Genomic DNA, 19653 nt, shown 5'->3' with positions numbered 1-19653 from the left:
CATCCATTGCTCTCTGTCTGAACAACACTTTAGAGACATAATGGTCAGCTTGCATCTCTAAAGCATCACAAAGATGCGATAGATCAAAAAACATACTCAAGGTGTGGTTTGCCGGACGCTTACTTTTCAGTTATAGCTACTTTTTAGTTGCAGAGATGAGGCCGTTACTCAAATTGAGAAGGGTCTCCTGCACCGACACGTAAAATTTCTACGTCATCCGTATCCATTTTGACTACCGTTGTTGGCTCCATACCACAGTACCCACCATCAATAACCAGATCTAATGCGTGTTCTAACGTGTCTCGAATATCATATGGGTCTGTCATTGGCATAGTTTCTCCTGGGAGAATGAGAGACGAGCTCATAATTGGCTCACCTAATTCTGCAAGTAAATCTTGCACTATTTTATTATCAGGGACACGTATGCCAATGGTTTTTCGTTTCGGATGCAATAAGCGCCTAGGCACTTCTGACGTGGCATTAAATATGAACGTATAAGGCCCCGGTGTATTGTGTTTTAGCAAACGGTATAACGCATTATCAAAACGAGCATAAGTCGATATTTCAGATAGATCACGGCATACCAAAGTGAAATTGTGCTTATCATCCAATCGACGAATCGCTCTAATTCTATCCAATGCCGATTTATCACCAAGATGACAACCTAATGAATAACCGCAATCGGTTGGATAAACAATGACACCGCCCTTTCGAATTACCTCAGCCGCTTGCTTTATCAGCCGTACTTGAGGATTTTCTGGGTGTATCTGGAAGAACTGACTCATTTATTACTCCAAAAAAATACCTATCTTCCAGCAAAGCTATGGCTTATGTTCTTGCTGCAATAGGGCTAATAGTAGAATGTTTGACTACCAATGACGCCAAACAGTGTCGATTCGTGCTTCATCAAAAGGCGTGTATTTTCCCACTTGACTCCATGGCCCATAAGGTCCATGAAAGTCACTTCCTACCGACGCTTTTATTTTATGATCTTTAATTAACCCTTCCAACAAGCGTACATTCTCTGGTTTATCATTCCCTGACGACACTTCTAAAGACGTCCCTCCGTAACTAACAAAATCATAAATAAGTTTTTTAAGTTTTGTTAGAGTGATCGGGTAGCGTTTAGGGTGGGCTAAAACAAGCTCCATATCCTGTTTACTCAATAAACTTATAACCGATTCTAGATCCGGCCATACGTCTCTTAATTGCCCCAAATGCTTATTACCTAAATAGCGATCAAACGCTTTATTCGCATCTTTTGCTAAACCTTGCTCCACCATAACTCTGGCAAAATGCGGTCTCCCTATTTGACTGGTGCCGGCTTCTTCTAAAGCGCTGTCAAGCAAGTCCGGAAGCCCTTTCTTTTGCAGTAATATGGCAATTTTTTTCGCTCGATCGAGACGTATCTCTTGATTCTTTATTAATATCTCATTTAATGGGGCATTATCTTCTGAGAAATTAAGGGCAACCATGTGTATCGGTATGCCTTTCCATAAAGTTGAAATTTCGACGCCGGGTACCAAATCTATACCGTGAATTTGAGCCGCTTCTTTTGCTTCTGATAAACCCGAAATCGTATCATGGTCAGTAAGTGAAAATAGCTCTATGTTTTGTTCGAAAGCCAATGACAAAAGCTCTGTTGGAGTAAGAGCGCCGTCGGAAAAAGTAGAGTGGCTGTGAAAATCCACACGTCGGTGTAGTTGAGAGTCGTTCATCCTCTCCTGTTCATTTTTGTCTTTGATCGTTATCATGCGTACAGCATACATAATTTGGTTTTTATATGAAAATTTTATTCGATTTCTTGCCGATCATTATCTTCTTTGGCGTCTATAAATATACTGGAGACATCATAATAGCTACAGCCATATTGATCCCCGCGACCATTATTCAAGTCGCTTACAGTTGGTTTAAACATAAAACCATAGAAAAAATGCACATTATCTCTTTGGTGCTGGTTGTTTTATTAGGTGGCGCGACCGTATTATTCGGCGATGGAGACTTTATTAAATGGAAGCCTACAATCGTCAATGGTCTTTTTGCTCTGGCTTTTTTTGGCAGTCAGTTTGTTGGCGAGAAAAACATAATACAGAGAATGATGGGCGATAAAATCGAATTACCGTTTAAAGTATGGAGGACATTAAACCTTGCTTGGGTTGCCTTTTTTATCGTTTCAGCAATGACCAACTTATACGTTGCGTTTCAATACAGCGAAGAAGTCTGGGTGAATTTCAAATTATTTGGTTTACTTGGTATGACGATTGTTTTTATTATTTTACAAGGCATTTATTTATCATCCCATTTACAAAATAAGGATTAGACGATGTTGTATTCCATTGTTGGCGAAGACCATGAAAACAGCTTAGAAAATCGTGGCAAAGCTCGCGCAGCACACCTAGAAAGGCTGAATCAGCTACAACAAGAAGGCAAATTGGTCCTTGCTGGCCCAAATCCAAAGATTGACAGCATTGATCCAGGCGAAGCCGGCTTCAGTGGCAGCATTATTGTTGCTGAATTCACGTCATTAGAAGCGGCTCAAACATGGGCTGATGCCGATCCATACATCACTGCGGGAGTCTACAGACAGGTTACGGTAAAACCGTTTAAGCAAGTATTGCCCGCTTAAACGTGGTTTGCTTTTATCCAGATGACTTACTTTTTATCCAGATGACCAAGATCCCTCAAAGGGTCAATAAGGTCTCTTAATCTTTTTTTGAGTGTTTTGGCATCTGGAAAACCGTCCTCTTCTTTGCGACACCAAATTTCTGTACCGTTTGCACGAACCTTAAAAATTCCACCTTGGACAGGAATTAATTTAACGCTTTTTATATCTTCATCAAACGTACTTAACAACTCTTGAGATAACCACGCCGCACGTAGCATCCATCGACAAAGGGTACAATATTCAATTTCTACATCCACATTTCTCATACACCATCCTCCGGCTCTATAATAATAAAAATCAATTTCTAAAAGACTTGGCTCACACCAATGAACACCCTAATATTAATGGCAATTCAAAAATAAGGAAGCAAATCATGCTAAAGAACATTCTTTCAGCGCTCACCATCGCAACACTGTCATTGCCTACTTTTGCGACTGAAATCGATATCATAACAAATCAAGGTTCAATCAAAATTGATTTGAATGACGCAGCAGCACCAAAATCCGTAAAAAACTTTCTGCGTTATGTTGATGAAGGGTTTTATAACAACTCCATTTTTCATCGAGTGATGCCTGGATTTATGATTCAAGGCGGTGGATTTACCTCCACTCTAGAACGTAAGAAAACACATAAGAATGTTGCCTATGAAGGCGACAATGGTCTATACAATGACCGTGGGACAATTGCGATGGCAAGAACACAAGATCCAAACAGCGCAACGTCTCAATTTTTTATCAATCAAGTAGATAACCCCTTTTTAAACCATGGAGCAAGGGGTGGATTTGGTTATACCGTTTTCGGAAAAGTGACCAGTGGTATTGAGGTAGTCGATAAGATTGCTAAAATTCCCACCAAAACGGTCGGCCCTTACCAGAATGTTCCAACAAGCACTGTTGTCATAGAGAAAGTAGTACGCTCAGATGACTTATAAACTGGCGGCTCCCGATCTTACTTGGAAAGAAAATGGTGCGCCGACATCGACTCAATTTGATGATATTTATTTTGATACTCAATCAGGAATAAATGAAACAGACTATGTCTTTATTCAAAATAATCAACTCATTCAACGCTGGTTAAATCTGAATAATTCAACATTTACCATAGCTGAGACTGGGTTTGGCACAGGGCTTAACTTTTTATGTGCTTGGGATGCTTGGAGGAAATCGGAAACAGAAAATGCAACCTTGCATTTTATTTCAGTTGAAAAATTTCCTCTGACGAAAAACATGCTATCAAACGCACTACAAATGTGGCCTTCGCTTGCTGAATTAAGTCACGAGCTTATTACTCAATACCCTACTATTTGCCATGGTTTACATCGTATATCTCTAGGTGAAGGAAAAGTACAACTCACCCTTTGGTTTGGTGAAGCATCGGATGGGTTTGCGGCATTAAATGCAAACGTTGATGCTTGGTTTTTAGATGGATTCACCCCCAGCAAAAACCCTGAAATGTGGTCTGAGGATCTGTTTAAAGAAATAGCCAGACTCAGCGATGTGGGAACAACTTTCTCGACTTTTACCGCAGCAGGCATTGTTCGTAGAGGTTTGCAATCCACAGGGTTTAAGGTAAATAAAGTCAAAGGCTTTGGCCATAAAAGAGAAATGCTTTCTGGCGTATTAGAAAACCAAAGCAACACATTTATACAGAGAATGTCTGAGCACGCACCATGGTTAAGCGTTCGTTCATTAGCCTCTAATCCTAAAAGAGTATTGGTTGTCGGCTCAGGCCTTGCTGGTAGCCACTGCGCTTACCAATTAGCTCAAAGAGGAATCCTAGTTGAAGTATGGGATGAAAAGGATCATATTGCTGGAGGCGCATCAGGTAACCCACAAGGAATGATTTACCCAAAACTTGCACACCACGACACACCATTAAATCGCTTTTATCTTGCGTCCTATTTGTATACACATCGATTTTTGTCCAATTTTGATCATTCTAAATCACTGTGGAACGATTGCGGTTTGGTACAGAAACCCATAACAGACCTAGAAGCCATGCGATTTAAAAAAATCATTACTGAGAAAACGTATCCAGAAGAAGTCTTATATCAACATAACAACAAAAATGAGTTCTTTCTCCCATTATCTGGATGGGTAAAACCTAAAGAACTTTGCGAAAAACTCTTGGCTCATCACAATATAAAAGTACATTTAAACAAACCATTAATAGACCTTAAACAAAAAAACACCCAGCTTTGGCAAGCTTATACTAACGATCACACAGAAACATTCTCCCATATTATTCTCTGCCAAGCTTATGACAGTAACATCGCAGACACGTTTTTAGATCTACCAAGAGCAGCCATTAGAGGTCAAGTATCGTCTTTACAAGTTGAAGAAAATACGCTGTTACAGCATGTTATATGCCATGAGGGTTATGTTTCTCCTCCTGTTACGGTTAATAACCAAACATGGCTCCATTTTGGCTCAACCTACAGTCTCAAGGATGAAAACCTCGACGTTCGAGCAATAGACCATCAAGAAAATCTAACAAAGTTAGAGCAAATATTACCAGACAAAAAGTGGCTAGAGAAAAAAGGCGAGTGTTTAGGTAGAGCGTCATTTCGTTGTATGACAACGGATTACACTCCTGTTGTTGGCCCTATTTTTAATAAAGAAGTGCTAAGAGAAAAATACGCAGAAAATTTAAGAAAGAATGCCAAATGGAAATCTGAAGAGACAGCTCAGCCTCTATCAGGGCTATTTATCAATATTGGACATGGATCGAAAGGGTTAGTTTCTACGCCATTAAGCGCTTGCTATCTAACGAGTTTAATCCTTAACGAACCGTCACCTTTAGAAAGAAAAATTGAAAAAGCACTCCACCCTTCTCGATTTACCATAAGAAAAATGAAGAGAGCTTCATAGCAAAAAAACGAGTAACAAGTGAATGAGATAGAAGGCTTGTTACTAGCTTTTTATTTTGATGTCTGGTGGATTACGAATTGGAGCCAAACAACTCCAACACGCTTGGTAATAAATTTGACAATCTATTCGCTGTTTGAGTTCGTAATACAATCAACTCGATCCTTGGAGATAGATTTTCAAGCTTCCCACTTAGTTGTAAAACACTTGGATTAATCGGTTCGTATGGATAAATATGATCTTGCATACTAAGTTTATGTAACTCATCTAGCTCTTCTTGTAATAAAGACCTCATTGCAAAGAATAAATCCTTATTATCTATATTATTGGTTTCCCAATACGCATCAGCAAAAGCACTGTTTAGTTCGTAAAATACATGCAATGCATCGGCTACAGTTTTGGTAGTCATAGTCTCTCCAGAAATGAGGGCGCTTTGTTTGCGTTTGCCCTTGTTTTGTTTCATGCTAACCCATAAATTATATTCTACCCTAGAATGAACATAGGTGAACAGATTGAGTAATTCAATACACAATACAACGACATCCGATAATTTGTGGGCGTCTTTACAATTAGATGCAAAAAAACTTGCTCAAGATGAGCCTATACTAGCAAGTTTTTTTAATACAACAATCTTAAGGCATGACAGTTTAAGCTCTGCCTTAAGTTTTTTGTTAGCAAATAAGCTCGATAGTGCCTCTCTGCAAGCCATGGTGCTAAGAGAAGTCTTCGAAGAAGCAATGGAAGACAGAAACTCTGAAATTGTCCCTATGATTGAACGTGACATCCTAGCGATCAAAGAGCGTGATGCCGCATGTGAAAGCCTAACCACTCCTTTCTTATTCTTTAAAGGCTTCCACGCTCTTCAAAGCTATCGCATTGCGAATTGGCTCTGGAATAAAAAGCGTAAAAGCCTGGCTCTTTATTTACAAAGTCAAATATCCATTGCCTTTGGCGTCGATATTCACCCTGCAGCTAGGATTGGTTCAGGGATTATGCTTGACCACGGTACCGGCCTAGTCGTTGGTGAAACCTGCGTCATCGAAGACAATGTTTCCATTCTTCAATCCGTTACACTCGGCGGCACAGGTAAAGAGCACGGAGATAGGCATCCGAAAATACGCAGCGGTGTTTTAATTGGAGCGGGTGCCAAAATACTGGGCAACATTGAAGTAGGTGAAGGAGCTAAAGTCGGCGCTGGTAGTGTCGTGCTTGAGACCGTTGAATCGCATACCACCGTCGCTGGCGTTCCAGCGAAAGTGGTTGGTCGAAATACGGAAAAAGAACCATCAAGAGTGATGGATCACAACATCCATCACTGTATGCGCTCGGTTGAACACAGTAACAATGAGCAAAAAAATACGGGTTGACCTTTTACTCTGCCATTCTCTCTATAGATCATACTGCTGAAGCTGATCTTTAGAGAGAATTTTTATGGTTTCACTGTCGGTATCAAACAATAAAAAAGCGTGTTTTGACTTAAGTAAAGCTTGAGCTTTTGCTACTTTTTGCTCTACCGTCAAATCATAACTTCCATAATCTGTCCCGTCTCTTGTAACCACATCTTCTAAAATACTCTGTAACGTTTCTGATTCTAAAGAATCATGAGGAATCAATGTGTCCATCTTAATAAGCCTCAAAGTCAGATAAAAATGCCATTAATTCGGTTTCATCCATAATAGGAAGATTAAGAGATTGAGCTTTTGTCAATTTCGATCCTGCTTTTTCACCTGCAATCAAACAACTGGTTTTAGAAGAAACTGAACCACTCACTTTTGCGCCTAACTGAATCAGGCGATTTTTTACTTCATCGCGATTCATTTGACTAAGAGAACCTGTCACTACATAAATTTTTCCCGTAAGAGGCAAATCCAATGATTCATCGCTTTCTGGCTTTTCTTCCCAGACTAGACCTGCATTTAATAACAAGTTTATTGTCTCTCGATTACTTTCTTGCTGAAAAAAAACACGGATGTGGCGTGCAACAATCGGCCCTACATCCTCAACAGAAACTAACACCTCTTCGTTTGCAGACATCAACTCCGCTAAGGTTTTAAAATAAGATGCCAATGTTCTTGCCGTAGCTTCACCAACCTCTCGAATACCTAAAGAGTATATAAATCGATTAAACTGAGTATTTTTTGCTGCTTCAATCGAGTTCAATAAGTTATCAATTGATTTCTTCCCCATTCTTTCGAGCTTTAGTAAATCCAATTTTTTATCTTTTAATAAAAAGATATCTGCTGGAGATGATACTAGCTCCATCTCAACCAGCTGTTCTATTAATTTATCTCCTAAACCATCAATATCCAACGCTTTACGAGACACAAAGTGTTTAAGCGCTTCCTTACGTTGAGCAGAACAAGCAAGCCCTCCCGTACAGCGAATCGTTGCTTCCCCAGAGACTTGCTCAGTATCTGAGCTGCAAACAGGGCATTGTTCAGGGAATATTACGCTATAACCGTCTTCTGGACGTCTGTCTTCAACAACCTGCACAATTTGAGGAATAACATCTCCTGCACGTCGAATGATAACAAAATCTTTCACCTTCACACCTAAGCGAGTAATTTCATCTTTATTGTGTAATGTGGCGTTTGATACCGTTACTCCACCAACAAAAACAGGCTTAAGCCTAGCAACTGGCGTAATCGCACCTGTGCGCCCAACTTGAAAATCAATCTCTTCAATTTGGGTCATCTCTTCTTGAGCAGGAAATTTTCTCGCAATGGCCCAACGAGGTGCTCTTGCTACAAAGCCGAGGCGTTTTTGGCTTTCAATTGAATCAACTTTATAGACAATACCATCAATGTCATAGGACAACTCATTTCGAATTGCTTCCAGTTTGGCATAATACTCGATACAACCTTCAATCCCTTGAACCTTTTCCATTAATGGGTTGATTCTGAACCCCCAATTATTGAGAATCGCAAGAGAATCGAAATGGCTATCAAGCTCTTCTCCACCTTCTATATAGCCAATTGAGTAAGCACATAGAACCAATGGTCTTGTGGCTGTCACTTTTGGGTCTAATTGCCTTAAAGAACCCGCTGCAGCATTCCTTGGATTGACGAAAACCTTATCGCCCTTCTCGATCGCCGTTGCATTTAAACGCTCAAAACCTTCTGTTGGCATGTATATTTCACCTCTCACCTCCATCACTTCTGGAGGGGTGTCCGTTCTAAGTGTTAAAGGTATGGACTTTAAGGTTTTAATGTTTGATGTAATGTCTTCGCCGGACAACCCATCACCACGAGTCAACCCTCTAACCAGACGACCAAATTCATAACGTAAGCTTATGGCTAAGCCATCTAATTTCGGTTCACAACAATAATCTATGTGAGAGGTTGACAGTAACTTACTCACTCTTTCATTAAAATCAATAAGGGAGGCATCATTAAATGCATTATCAAGAGACAACATTGGCAACGTATGAGGAACAGTCACAAAACCATAACTGGGTTTTTCGCCAACACGTTGAGTGGGCGAACTTTTTTGAATTAGTTCTGGATGTTTAGTTTCTAACTCTTGCAAGGCTTTGTAACATCGATCATATTCCGCATCGGGGACAATTGGAGAGTCCTTAATATGGTAAGCATAACTGTAATCATTCAATAGCTTAACCAATTCAATAATTTGCTCATTTACTGGTTTTATTGACTGATCAATCATTTTTAGTCTCTTTAATTTTAGTCAGAATTCAATTTTTAAAAATAAAAAAGGCCACTTTTATATGGCCTTTTTTATTTAAAGGTAAATACTTATTGGTTTTTTAATAGTCTTCGCTTTTCGAAATCACGAATTCTCTGGCGACTATGAGCGGTAGATTGCTCACTCATATTATTACGCCTTTCGTCTTTTAGTTCACCACCAAGATTTCTAACAATTGCTTGTGATGTCTCCAGCATAAAGTCAAATGCCATCATGCTATTTTTAGGGCCTGGCAGCCCCATAAAGAAACTCACACCTGTAAAGGTTTTTTCCCCCATAGAATCAATATCAAACGTACCTGGTTCAATCGCATTCGCCATACTAAATTGCACTTTTCCACGATCAAAACCATCTTCATGGCGATGAAAAATATCCATTTCTCCGTATCGCATTCCGCAGTTCAATACCAATTGAAGTAACTCAACCCCCTCGAAAGGCTTATTATCTGGAGCGAATGCATTAATCACAATGACTTCTTCTATTTCTGCCTCATAATCTTCAGCAAGAAATTCTTCTGTTGAGCTGCCTGAAACGGTCTGATCAACATCAATCTTGGAATAATTACGTTCAAAGTCTTCGTCTGGAACGTCACCTAAAGAGTAATCAGGTTCATTGTCTGAATAACTGCGGTTTGCTTCGTCGTCATCAACTGTACTTAACCTCTCTGGAACAAGTGATTCAAGTTCATCTAAATGAATGTGGTCGTCTTTGTGAAAACTAGGCCCAGAATCAAGCTTATGGGGCAAATCGGTTAAAGGCGCATTTGATGTTTGCCTAGCAACCTCAAAGGCATTATTGACCGCATCAGAGCTCCCAACAGGACGAGCACCGCCATTGGGCAGCTCTCGCTTTACAACAGCGTCTTTTAAAAGTACATCAGGATCAACAAAATCATCCTCTTTTGTCCCTTCAAAGTCACTCGCTTTTTTAATACGACGATAGCCATCTATCAAAATAACTATAATTATGAGGACGCCAATTGCGATTAGCCACTCACGCAAGCTAAATTCCATTATTTCTTCCGAATTACATTAATAAAGTTATACATATTATCAAACTATGTAGCCTTAGATTCAATTATAACGTTACAGGAATGATTAAAAGGTCCGCTTTATCTACTAAAACCCCTTCTTTTGAACCAACGACCTTGCCTTGAGTTAAATCAGTGTCAGTTAACTTTGAAAGTTTTACAATAACATCCACCTTATCTGCATCAGCTAACGTCGTCCCTGGCATTAAATTATCCAAATTCGTTAACTCAATCACATCAACAATTTCATTTGGCGTAAGTCGTTTAATGGCAATAGGCATAGGTTGACTTGGAAGTTTAGCATACACCAAAAAAATACTTTGAGGATCAATCGACTGTATGTTACTTGTATCAATCTTAATTGTAAGTCGCTTTTGAACCAAACTAGGTACATCAGATTCTGAAATGTTACCTACTTCCCTCGCTTTACTAATTCCCTCTAATAAAGCAGACCTTTCCCTCATATTTTTGCCTACAGTAATGGCTTTTTGCCATACAACAACGGCATCACGATAATTTTCATTATCAAATTCAGCAATCCCCTTTAGACCTAATGCCATTGCTTGGTTCGGGTCTAGCAATAAGACATCATCGACCAGCTTATTCATTTTATCATTGACTTTCTGACCATTCGAATAAAATATTGCTTGCGCGTATTCAACAGACACTCTTACTTTATTATCAATATCATCAGGCATTTTGTCTAACGCACGCTGAAAAGCAGGCAATGCTTCATTGTAGTTTTGTTGACTTAAATAATCCTGTGCAACAAAATACCAATCCTCTGCTTTATCGTACTTATTTGCTCGAAACAATAAAAACTTAGACAGCTTTTCTGATGTTACAGACTGAGTTGATACCTCATTCGCGAACGTAACTTCTTTTGGAAACCCTAAGTTTTCATAGAGAGTAACACTGCCAAGAACAGTCACTACCAGAAATAAAGTAAGTGCCAACTGAGTTGTTCTATTATTTGGAAAATATCGGTCTTCGCCAATTTTGTTTGTTTCTTCTAACTTTAAATCATTAATTAGCTGCCGTGCTTCCAGCTCATTTATACGGCCAAATGCCACTTCGTCCTCTATCTCCTTACGACGTATCATTGAAAAACTAGTAGAAAATTCATTATCGTTTTTTTGTGTGATACCGATAACAGAGCGATATGTATATAAAATGACGCACATTAGAATCGCCGTCATAAATAACCAACCAAACATCACTCGTTTCCTTTTCTTTGTAATTTATGATTACTACGGATGACTAAAACAAATGCGCATAGCCCAATAATCAATAAAATCAGAGGCCCATACCACAATAAAAAAGTACCTGCGTTATTAGCGGGTTTATAAAGAACAAACTCCCCATAACGAGCAACCATATAATCAACAATTTCTTTATCACTCAGTTCTTGATTAATCATTGAATAGACTTGATTTCGAAGATCGATCGCTATACCTGCATTGGAATCTGCTAAATTTTGATTTTGGCATTTTGGGCATCGTAACTCTTCAATCAACGCGTTATAACGAGTTTCATCGACAGTAGAGTGAAACTTTAGAATAGCCTCTGCTTCAGCAAAAGAATAAGAAGAAAAAAATGTGATAACACAAAAAAGTAAAACACTTTTCATTTAAAGTACTCCTTCATCGTTTTCCAGACGGTGGCATCAACAACTCCTTGATGTCGATAGACAACAATGCCTTTAGAGTCCACTACAAAGGTTTCAGGAGCACCAGTGACCCCCATATCTACACCAAAATTACCCAATTCATCTAAAAGTACGTGAGTGTATGGGTTGCCTCTATCTTGCAACCATTTTATGGCAGCGTCCGTCTCATCTTTATAATCAATTCCAACAATTGGAACATTTTGCTCAGATAGTGCCATAAGATAATCATGCTCAATACTACAAGCAGGACACCAAGTTCCCCAGAAATTAATAAGATAGGGGCCTTTTGGCAACCCGTTGTTTTTAACAATTTGATTGGTTTCTAAATTAACCAATGCCACATTTGGCAGCGGTTTATCTATCAAAGCAGACGGCATATACTGAGTGTCTTTACCAAGTTGCAAAAAGAAAATGCCTGCCAGAATGGCAAAAATAAAAAGAGGAAGAAAAACCAGCAACTTTTTCATATTCTTGCCCCCGACACTTTTTTATACCGTTTATCCATTGCCGAAAGAAGACCGCCAAGCATCATTAAAATCCCACCAAGCCAGATCCAACGAACAAAAGGCTTTACATGAATTCGAATACCCCATGCACCGTTACCAAGGTCTTCTCCTAAAGAAATGTATAAATCTCTAAACAAACCATTATCAATAGACGCTTCAGTCATGACTTGCCCTCGAGTATCATAAAAACGTTTTTCAGGTGTTAAATGAGCAACAAAACCACCATTTTTCGAAATGGCTATTTGACCTTGATCCGCTACGTAATTAGGCCCTTGGAAATGTTGAACACCGTCAAAACGAAATTCATACCCTGAGAGCATACTGACATCTCCTTTAGTCATTCTAACCATCTGCTCTTCACTACTAACACTAACAAATAACACTCCCACTAGAGAAATAGCCATACCAATATGAGCTAATAACATTCCATAATAATTACGCGGCAACATCCTTGCTCGTGGAATAATACCTTTAGAACCAGAGCTAACTTTTGCAAACCAATCGTAAAAAGTTAGAACTGCGACCCACGTAGCAACACTCAGACTTACCCAAGCCATAACACCAAAATCGTATAAAAACACTAAAAAAGCACCGACAGCAAGAGACACCACAGCAGGAACAGACAACTTTCGAATCAATTCACTAGCTGGCGTATTGTGCCATTTTGACAGTGGTCCAATTGCCATAAAGACCATAAGCAATAATGCCATTGGAGAAAATACGCTGTTAAAGTAAGGTGCGCCAACAGAAATTTTTCCTAAACCCAACGCATCAATGATCAAAGGATAAAGTGTGCCCAGCAAAACAGTAAGAGTCATGATGGTGAGCATAATGTTATTCAAGAGCAACCATGCTTCCCTTCCAGTGACGCCAAAAGACACTTTTGATTTCACTTCAGACGCTTTCATCGCATACAGTAATAAACTGCTACCAACAATAAGAAGCAGTAATACAAGTATGAATACACCACGAGTTGGGTCTGCAGCAAAAGCATGAACGGATGTCAAAACACCCGAGCGAACTAGAAATGTTCCCAACAAACTTAAACAGAACGTAAAAATTGCTAATAAAACAGTCCAACTTTTAAAAACACCTCGTTTTTCAGTTATCGCAAGAGAGTGAATTAATGCGGTACCCGCTAACCACGGCATAAAAGAGGCATTCTCTACTGGGTCCCAAAACCACCACCCCCCCCAGCCAAGTTCATAATACGCCCACCAACTACCTAGCGTGATGCCGATGGTTAAAAATGCCCATGATACAGACGTCCAGGGCCTAGCCCAACGAGCCCAAGAGGCATTTAAATTACCAGTAATCAGTGCGGTAATAGCAAAAGCGAAAGCAACAGAAAAACCAACGTATCCCATATACAACATTGGAGGGTGAATAATTAAACCAATATCTTGTAGCAGAGGATTTAAATCTCCACCTTCTAATGGTGCTTCGGGTAAAAGCCGTATAAAAGGAGACGAAGTAAATAAAAGAAAAGCAATAAACCCTGTAGTAACGAGACCGAGCACAGACAAGACCAAGGACCGAACATCAATTGGTAGAGCATGTCCTTTAATTGCTACAGCGCAGGTCCAACCGCATAAGATCAATACCCATAGAAGCAAAGACCCTTCGTGCCCTCCCCATACAGCGCTGATTTTAAACCAAATGGGTAAAAGGCTGTTGGAATTCTGACTAACATAAAGAACTGAAAAGTCATCAATAGCAAAAGAATAGGCAAGGATGATAAAACTTACACTGACAAGAGCCGTCATAACAAATGTTAAAGGGCGAGCAAGTTCTAATAATGTCAAGTTGCGTTGCCAATAACCATACATAGGCAAAATAGACAGAGCAACAGCAAAAAACAAAGACAGAATGAGAGAGAAGTGACCAATTTCAGGAAACATGTAAAATACCAATCAATACGACGTGTTGGATGAAGCTGAATTAAGTTTTGATTTTTCAAGCGCTTCAGCAATTTCAGGAGGCATATACTCTTCGTCGTGCTTCGCTAATACCTCTGAAGCAATTAAAGTACCTTCTGAGTTTAATTTACCTTGAGCAACGATACCTTGCCCTTCTCTAAATAAATCGGGAAGAATCCCTTTATATTCAATTCTTACTTTTTCACCAAAATCTGTGACATCAAAAGAAACCGCTAATGTTTTGTTATCTCGATGAACACTGCCTTCGACGACCATTCCCCCGGCCCTCAAAATAACTCCTTCTGGAGCTTCACCTGAGGCAATCTGTGTTGGAGAGTAAAATAAATTGATATTTTGTTGTAAAGCGTACATAACCAATGCCAGCGCCAAACTTAATACAATGATAATACTACTGATTACTAATATTCGCTTTTTCCTAACTGGATGCATTATTTATCCTGCTCTCTCATAAATCGTTTAACTAACTGTTTTTTCATTTTTTTTTGCTGATGCCATGTCTGCAGTGCGATAGCGACTAAAAACAATGTACTGATGCCATATGTTGACCAAACATAAAACCCATGTCGCCCCATTTGAAGAAACTCAGAAAAAGAGTCAAACGCCATTCTTCAATACCTCATCTTTAACCCAACCAGTGCGACGTTCACGGTTTAGTACTTCAGTTGCCATTCGCAACATGGCCAATCCTGCAATAAATAAATACAAACCCAAACTTGAGATAAGCAACGGTAACCACATTTCCATAGGCATAGCAGGTGCTTCGGTCAATTTAAATGTGGCAGGCTGATGTAACGTATTCCACCACTCGACCGAATATTTAATAATCGGTAAATTAATTAGTCCCACAATACTAATAACAGCAACGGCTTTATCCGCAAGAACCTTATCTTCTAAGCTGTTTTGAATCGCTATTACGCCCATATAGAGTAAAAACAAGACTAGTACGGATGTTAAACGGGCATCCCAAACCCACCAAGTTCCCCAAGTAGGTTTGCCCCATATTGCGCCTGATATCAAGGCAATCATTGCCGCTAGCGCACCTAAAGGCGCAATGGATTTAATGAATATAGGTGCCATTTTCATTTGCCAAACTAAAAAGACAAAACCAGCAACCCCCAAACCTAAATAACAAGACTGAGCTAAAATGGCAGCAGGGACATGTATGTAGATAATTCTAAAGCTATTTCCTTGCTGGTAGTCTTCAGGAGCAAAGCCAAGCCCCCAGACAACACCAACCAGCAACAAAACCACACCACTCCAAAATGAAATCAGAGCCCAACGTGATGAGAATTGAAAGAACCATTTAGGAGACCCTAGTTTATGAAACCAAGTCCAATTCATTAACTTACACTCGCTTTTATCGAAATTGCAGACATAACAGGCGAAACAACCAAAAAAATTAAAGAGATTGCTGCCAGTATGGCTATTTGTCCATCATATAACATGCCATTTTGAGCAGCACGAATTGCCCCTGTCGAAAAAATAATAATTGGTAGATAGAATGGTATAATAATTAATAACATAAGTACGGCACCATGTCGTAAAGAAACCGTCAAGGCAGAACCTATTGTACCAATTAAAAAAAGTGCAGGTGTGCCTAAGATCAAGGTTAAGAGCAACACCATTAACATTTCACTTGGTAAAAAAAGCATTTCTGACAATAAAGGAGCCATAACCAATAAAGGCACCACGACAATTAACCAATGTATGAGCGTTTTTAATAGAATAAGTAATGGTAACGATAAACCACTTACTAACCATTGTTCCAAGCATCCATCGTTAAAATCTTCCTTAAACATACTCTCAACAGACATGAGTATCGCCAAAGAAGCAGCACACCAAATAATACCACCGGCAGCAACACTTAGAAAATCAGGTGAAGGACTAACGCCCAATGGGAATAACGTAACTACCATCAAAAAGAAGACTAGAGCATTAACGGTATCTTGCTTCCTGCGTAATAAAGTAAGGAACTCACCTTTGATAAAAGACACGTACGTCATAGGGATAAATTAATCTCTTTTAGATTAAGAGAAGGATCAATGTCTTGATGTGTCGTCAGCATGATAATTCCATTGCGATTTATGTGTGTCTTCATACGCTGTTCAAGAGCCGCGCCCCCTTTTACATCTAGAGCAGTAAAAGGCTCATCGAGCAACCATAAAGGCTTATTCGATAACCAAAGTCTTGCTAACGAAATTCGACGCTTTTGCCCTGCGGACAGCTGGCTTGACGGCGTTTCTTCATAACCAGATAATGATACTGCATCCAATGCATTTGAGATTTCATCATCACTTGCTTTAGGAAAGTACCATCTCAAGTTTTCAGAAACAGAAAAGACAGATTTCACGCCAGAGTGATGTCCTATATACAATAAATCTTTTTGCAACATATCACGATAAACGCTGACATCCTCACCATTATAATGAATACTCCCTTCTAAAGGACGCAATATCCCTACAATTATTTTTAGAAGAGTACTTTTACCAGCACCATTTTCACCATTAATTTTTGCTATGTCACCACCAAACAAAGAAAAAGATATATTCTTACAAAGATACCTTTCACCACGCTCAATCCAAAGGTTAGAAATTTTTAAAGAAGTAGAAGAATGCAAAAGATTTGCCTTTTATTGCCGACAAGGTATTTAACAAGGTGCTTTCACTAATGTTGAAAACCTCGCTATTATAAAAGAAAGATTCGAGAATAACGACAAAGTAGCGACTTATGAAGGTCGATTAAATGATGTTTGATATAAATAAGCTTACTTCTTCACCAACAGTAGCCACCCTTAACAGTCAGCAAGGACAAGCAACCAAAGCACTAACAGGGACGTTAGCGAAACTGTCCAGTGAACTAAAACTAATAGCAAGCTTAGAGTCTATCCAAATAAATAGCACTAGAGATGTAATATTTCAGCAAAAACCAGCCCAGATACTTGACGTAAGTACGTCATCCAATAAAAACTTCAGCTTAGTTAATACGCAAGATAAAGTCAGCGTTCAAAGTGGAGATAAAATCGAGTTGCAATTCAATAAAAGTCAACAGAGTGCAACACTGAATATCTCAACTCAAGCACTTAAAACATCAGAAAATATAACTAAGAGCAATAACACACCACCGTCACCCTCTAGCCAATCATCAGAACAGAAAATAGCCAATACACAAAGCATAGACTTACTATCAGACAAAATTAAAAACACTCTCGCTGTGCGCCCTAAACTCGAAAACAGTCTAATAAACACCCAAAACACACACAGTCAGGTAGCAACACCTACAGCAAATAATACGCAGCCCACAACCCATCAGAATAATCATGATAAAGTTCAAAACAGCTCATTACTATTATCTAGCAACCGATCAAACGAATACATCAAGCTGCCTGTTACTATTATTTCTAAAGCCATCCCTTTAACTGTTTTGTCTATTACAACTAATACTAACAACACTGACAGCAACCGCAGCCCTGCAACTTCACTCCTATCACCAAGTACAGTAAATGCCGATACTTATTCTAAACAACCCCGTCCTTTAACATCAAATAACGTGTCTAGAGAGCACATAGCGGATGGACAAAAGACATTAGACCCTCAAAATAAAAATTTACCCTCAACAAATACTCAACAAATAAATCAATCCCTAAATCGTGCAACACCAACACCAAACTATTTCGTAGAAGTGTCTGATGGTATCGAAACCTTCACAATTCAAACTCGACATAAACCAGAAATAGGCTCAACAATACCTGTAATAATTGATAACAAAGGACAGCTGCAACTACTGCCTAAAGAAACAACAACGCCTAAATCATTCCCTATTGATGAAGGGTTAAAGGTAAGTTTACCAAAACAATTAAATCTTCAAGAAATGACTCAATTCATCAAACAGCTAGAGACGCTGTCACAGTCAAACCAACTTGGTTCTGATAAATTACAACAGACTCTTCTCAAGCTTATAGCAAATATCCCAAATTTAAGCACAATAACAACAACGCCTGACGCTTTAAAACAGACGTTCCAGCAAAGTGGCTTGTTTTTAGAGAATAACCTCGCCAAAGAAAATACATCAACCTCAATAGATAAAGACATAAAACTCAGTCTTTTAAAGCTTCAAGCAGCGGTTTCTGAAACAAATAACACTCGATTGCCCCCTCAGTTGGAGCTAGTTGAAAAAGCTATTGAACGAATAACAACGAACCAATTAAAACATTTAGTTGATACAGCACGTAATGAAACCCAGATATTGCCGCTGCAAATTGAAATTCCCATTAAACACGGCCCCACTAGTTCATACGTTCAATTCGAAATTGATCGAGAAGAAAAAGACAAGAATCAATCTAATAATGAGAAACGCCGTTGGTTGGTAAAACTCAAGTTTGACTTCCCAGAAACTGGAAAAATTGAAGCTCGCTTAAGCATTCAAGAAAATAAGGTGGGTATTATTTTTGTTGCTGAAGACAAAAACACAGAGTTGAAAATACGCTCTCAATTAAGTGATATAAAGGAGAGGTTAAAAAACAAAGATATTGAAATAGAAAAACTAGATTGTTTTTGCGCGCCATTAAAAAGTGAGCAAAAACCCAAAATCACAAACAGATTAATCGATGTGAGAACATAATGAAAAAGGCTGTCGCATTACAATATGACTTCCAAAGTGCCCCAAAGTTAACCGCAAAAGGCACTGGGTTTATGGCTCAAAGAATAATGGATGTTGCAGAAGAAAACGGGGTTCTTCTGCATAAAAGTCCCGAACTAGTAGAAATGCTAGGGACTTTAGAGTTAGGAGACGAAATACCAGAAACACTTTATCTTGCCGTCGCTGAAATTATTGCTTTTGCCCACCAACTTAAAAATTAGTTAAATCGTTGATCTGATGGGCGACGAGATTCTTTGTGTAACAAACTAATTAACTCTGCTTCGGCCCTAATTAAGCCACACTTTGATACCAAATCATCCACTGTTGCACCAAGCTCTAACAATTCCATAGCACGATTATAAGAGACATTACCTTCCTTAGAGAGAATTTCTGATTGTCTTTCAACAGCAATATTTAACTTTTTTTCAATTGCAACCAAACGCCTTCCCATCCCAATTGAACCAGAGGCTAAAACTTGCACTTGTTTTTTTTGATTTTGATCTGCATCAAATTGGCTTTTAGTAAGACGCTTCAATTTTCTTGATAACGAGTAAAACCATACACTCAGCCCTATCAAAGCTAAAAACTGAATAACCAAAAGCAGGTTAAATAACCATTGAGATTCCATGAAATGAT

The 19653-nt window shown here is 39.0% G+C and carries 24 protein-coding genes; 7 read left to right on the top strand and 17 right to left on the bottom strand.

Annotation, left to right across the window (positions count from 1 at the left end):
* Positions 1-164 precede the first annotated feature (164 nt).
* Positions 165-785, bottom strand: a complete 621-nt coding sequence (locus ACMUMJ_RS04120; RefSeq protein WP_414677524.1) for an L-threonylcarbamoyladenylate synthase — start codon at positions 783-785, stop codon at positions 165-167.
* A gap of 84 nt (positions 786-869) precedes the next feature.
* Positions 870-1754: a PHP domain-containing protein gene (locus tag ACMUMJ_RS04115; protein WP_414677523.1), complete on the bottom strand. Its 885-nt coding sequence runs from the start codon at positions 1752-1754 to the stop codon at positions 870-872.
* A gap of 29 nt (positions 1755-1783) precedes the next feature.
* On the opposite strand from ACMUMJ_RS04115, the gene ACMUMJ_RS04110 reads away from it, so the two are divergent.
* Together ACMUMJ_RS04110 and ACMUMJ_RS04105 are read left to right on the top strand one after the other, a co-directional pair.
* Positions 1784-2320 carry a septation protein A gene (locus ACMUMJ_RS04110; protein WP_414677522.1) on the top strand — a complete coding sequence of 179 codons (537 nt, stop codon included), beginning with the start codon at positions 1784-1786 and terminating at the stop codon, positions 2318-2320.
* Positions 2321-2323: 3 nt separating this feature from the next.
* Entirely contained in the window at positions 2324-2626 is a 303-nt protein-coding gene (locus ACMUMJ_RS04105) for a YciI family protein (RefSeq protein WP_414677521.1), read from the top strand.
* A gap of 26 nt (positions 2627-2652) precedes the next feature.
* Here ACMUMJ_RS04105 and ACMUMJ_RS04100 read toward each other — a convergent pair whose 3' ends face one another.
* Entirely contained in the window at positions 2653-2931 is a 279-nt protein-coding gene (locus ACMUMJ_RS04100) for an Rdx family protein (protein ID WP_414677520.1), read from the bottom strand.
* 107 nt (positions 2932-3038) lie between these two features.
* On the opposite strand from ACMUMJ_RS04100, the gene ACMUMJ_RS04095 reads away from it, so the two are divergent.
* Together ACMUMJ_RS04095 and mnmC are read left to right on the top strand one after the other, a co-directional pair.
* Entirely contained in the window at positions 3039-3596 is a 558-nt protein-coding gene (locus tag ACMUMJ_RS04095; RefSeq protein ID WP_414677519.1) for a peptidylprolyl isomerase, read from the top strand.
* Positions 3586-5535 (top strand): bifunctional tRNA (5-methylaminomethyl-2-thiouridine)(34)-methyltransferase MnmC2/FAD-dependent 5-carboxymethylaminomethyl-2-thiouridine(34) oxidoreductase MnmC1, encoded by a 1950-nt coding sequence (gene mnmC, locus ACMUMJ_RS04090; RefSeq protein ID WP_414677518.1) that lies wholly within the window; start codon positions 3586-3588, stop codon positions 5533-5535. The genes ACMUMJ_RS04095 and mnmC overlap by 11 nt, the downstream gene beginning before the upstream one ends.
* Before the next feature lie 70 nt (positions 5536-5605).
* Here mnmC and ACMUMJ_RS04085 read toward each other — a convergent pair whose 3' ends face one another.
* Positions 5606-5941, bottom strand: a complete 336-nt coding sequence (locus ACMUMJ_RS04085; protein WP_414677517.1) for a hypothetical protein — start codon at positions 5939-5941, stop codon at positions 5606-5608.
* Positions 5942-6044: 103 nt separating this feature from the next.
* On the opposite strand from ACMUMJ_RS04085, the gene cysE reads away from it, so the two are divergent.
* Entirely contained in the window at positions 6045-6899 is an 855-nt protein-coding gene (gene cysE, locus ACMUMJ_RS04080; protein ID WP_414677516.1) for a serine O-acetyltransferase, read from the top strand.
* Positions 6900-6920: 21 nt separating this feature from the next.
* Here cysE and ACMUMJ_RS04075 read toward each other — a convergent pair whose 3' ends face one another.
* The 12 genes from ACMUMJ_RS04075 to ccmA all read right to left on the bottom strand — a co-directional run bounded on the left by ACMUMJ_RS04075 (position 6921) and on the right by ccmA (position 16999).
* Entirely contained in the window at positions 6921-7154 is a 234-nt protein-coding gene (locus ACMUMJ_RS04075) for a YheU family protein (protein ID WP_414677515.1), read from the bottom strand.
* 1 nt (position 7155) lies between these two features.
* On the bottom strand, positions 7156-9198 hold the full coding sequence (ligA, locus tag ACMUMJ_RS04070) for an NAD-dependent DNA ligase LigA (protein WP_414677514.1): 2043 nt from the start codon (positions 9196-9198) through the stop codon (positions 7156-7158).
* A gap of 89 nt (positions 9199-9287) precedes the next feature.
* Positions 9288-10250 (bottom strand): cell division protein ZipA, encoded by a 963-nt coding sequence (zipA, locus tag ACMUMJ_RS04065; RefSeq protein ID WP_414677513.1) that lies wholly within the window; start codon positions 10248-10250, stop codon positions 9288-9290.
* A 64-nt stretch (positions 10251-10314) separates the two neighbouring features.
* Entirely contained in the window at positions 10315-11484 is a 1170-nt protein-coding gene (locus ACMUMJ_RS04060; protein WP_414677512.1) for a tetratricopeptide repeat protein, read from the bottom strand.
* Positions 11484-11897 (bottom strand): cytochrome c-type biogenesis protein, encoded by a 414-nt coding sequence (locus tag ACMUMJ_RS04055; protein WP_414677511.1) that lies wholly within the window; start codon positions 11895-11897, stop codon positions 11484-11486. The genes ACMUMJ_RS04060 and ACMUMJ_RS04055 overlap by 1 nt, the downstream gene beginning before the upstream one ends.
* Positions 11894-12403 carry a DsbE family thiol:disulfide interchange protein gene (locus ACMUMJ_RS04050; protein ID WP_414677510.1) on the bottom strand — a complete coding sequence of 170 codons (510 nt, stop codon included), beginning with the start codon at positions 12401-12403 and terminating at the stop codon, positions 11894-11896. The genes ACMUMJ_RS04055 and ACMUMJ_RS04050 overlap by 4 nt, the downstream gene beginning before the upstream one ends.
* Positions 12400-14343 (bottom strand): heme lyase CcmF/NrfE family subunit, encoded by a 1944-nt coding sequence (locus ACMUMJ_RS04045; protein WP_414677509.1) that lies wholly within the window; start codon positions 14341-14343, stop codon positions 12400-12402. Before ACMUMJ_RS04045 ends, ACMUMJ_RS04050 begins: the two co-directional genes overlap by 4 nt.
* A 12-nt stretch (positions 14344-14355) precedes the next feature.
* The gene (gene ccmE / locus ACMUMJ_RS04040; protein ID WP_414677508.1) at positions 14356-14811 is read right to left on the bottom strand and encodes a cytochrome c maturation protein CcmE; all 456 of its coding nucleotides are present in this window, start codon (positions 14809-14811) and stop codon (positions 14356-14358) included.
* Positions 14811-14987 (bottom strand): heme exporter protein CcmD, encoded by a 177-nt coding sequence (ccmD, locus tag ACMUMJ_RS04035; protein ID WP_414677507.1) that lies wholly within the window; start codon positions 14985-14987, stop codon positions 14811-14813. The genes ccmE and ccmD overlap by 1 nt, the downstream gene beginning before the upstream one ends.
* The gene (locus ACMUMJ_RS04030) at positions 14977-15723 is read right to left on the bottom strand and encodes a heme ABC transporter permease (RefSeq protein WP_414677506.1); all 747 of its coding nucleotides are present in this window, start codon (positions 15721-15723) and stop codon (positions 14977-14979) included. Before ACMUMJ_RS04030 ends, ccmD begins: the two co-directional genes overlap by 11 nt.
* Positions 15723-16385: a heme exporter protein CcmB gene (gene ccmB, locus ACMUMJ_RS04025; protein WP_414677505.1), complete on the bottom strand. Its 663-nt coding sequence runs from the start codon at positions 16383-16385 to the stop codon at positions 15723-15725. The genes ACMUMJ_RS04030 and ccmB overlap by 1 nt, the downstream gene beginning before the upstream one ends.
* On the bottom strand, positions 16382-16999 hold the full coding sequence (gene ccmA / locus ACMUMJ_RS04020) for a cytochrome c biogenesis heme-transporting ATPase CcmA (RefSeq protein WP_414677504.1): 618 nt from the start codon (positions 16997-16999) through the stop codon (positions 16382-16384). Before ccmA ends, ccmB begins: the two co-directional genes overlap by 4 nt.
* 125 nt (positions 17000-17124) lie before the next feature.
* On the opposite strand from ccmA, the gene ACMUMJ_RS04015 reads away from it, so the two are divergent.
* Both ACMUMJ_RS04015 and ACMUMJ_RS04010 read left to right on the top strand, forming a co-directional pair.
* On the top strand, positions 17125-18999 hold the full coding sequence (locus ACMUMJ_RS04015) for a flagellar hook-length control protein FliK (RefSeq protein ID WP_414677503.1): 1875 nt from the start codon (positions 17125-17127) through the stop codon (positions 18997-18999).
* On the top strand, positions 18999-19238 hold the full coding sequence (locus ACMUMJ_RS04010) for an EscU/YscU/HrcU family type III secretion system export apparatus switch protein (protein WP_414677502.1): 240 nt from the start codon (positions 18999-19001) through the stop codon (positions 19236-19238). The genes ACMUMJ_RS04015 and ACMUMJ_RS04010 overlap by 1 nt, the downstream gene beginning before the upstream one ends.
* On the opposite strand, the gene ACMUMJ_RS04005 is transcribed toward ACMUMJ_RS04010, so the two are convergent.
* On the bottom strand, positions 19235-19645 hold the full coding sequence (locus ACMUMJ_RS04005; RefSeq protein ID WP_414677501.1) for a DUF2802 domain-containing protein: 411 nt from the start codon (positions 19643-19645) through the stop codon (positions 19235-19237). The genes ACMUMJ_RS04010 and ACMUMJ_RS04005 overlap by 4 nt on opposite strands.
* Positions 19646-19653: the final 8 nt, after the last annotated feature.

Source organism: Marinomonas phycocola (assembly GCF_047525455.1).
Taxonomy (GTDB): Bacteria; Pseudomonadota; Gammaproteobacteria; order Pseudomonadales; family Marinomonadaceae; genus Marinomonas.
The sequence above is the reverse complement of the archived record's forward strand: the minus strand, read 5'-3'. Positions and strand labels throughout refer to the sequence as shown.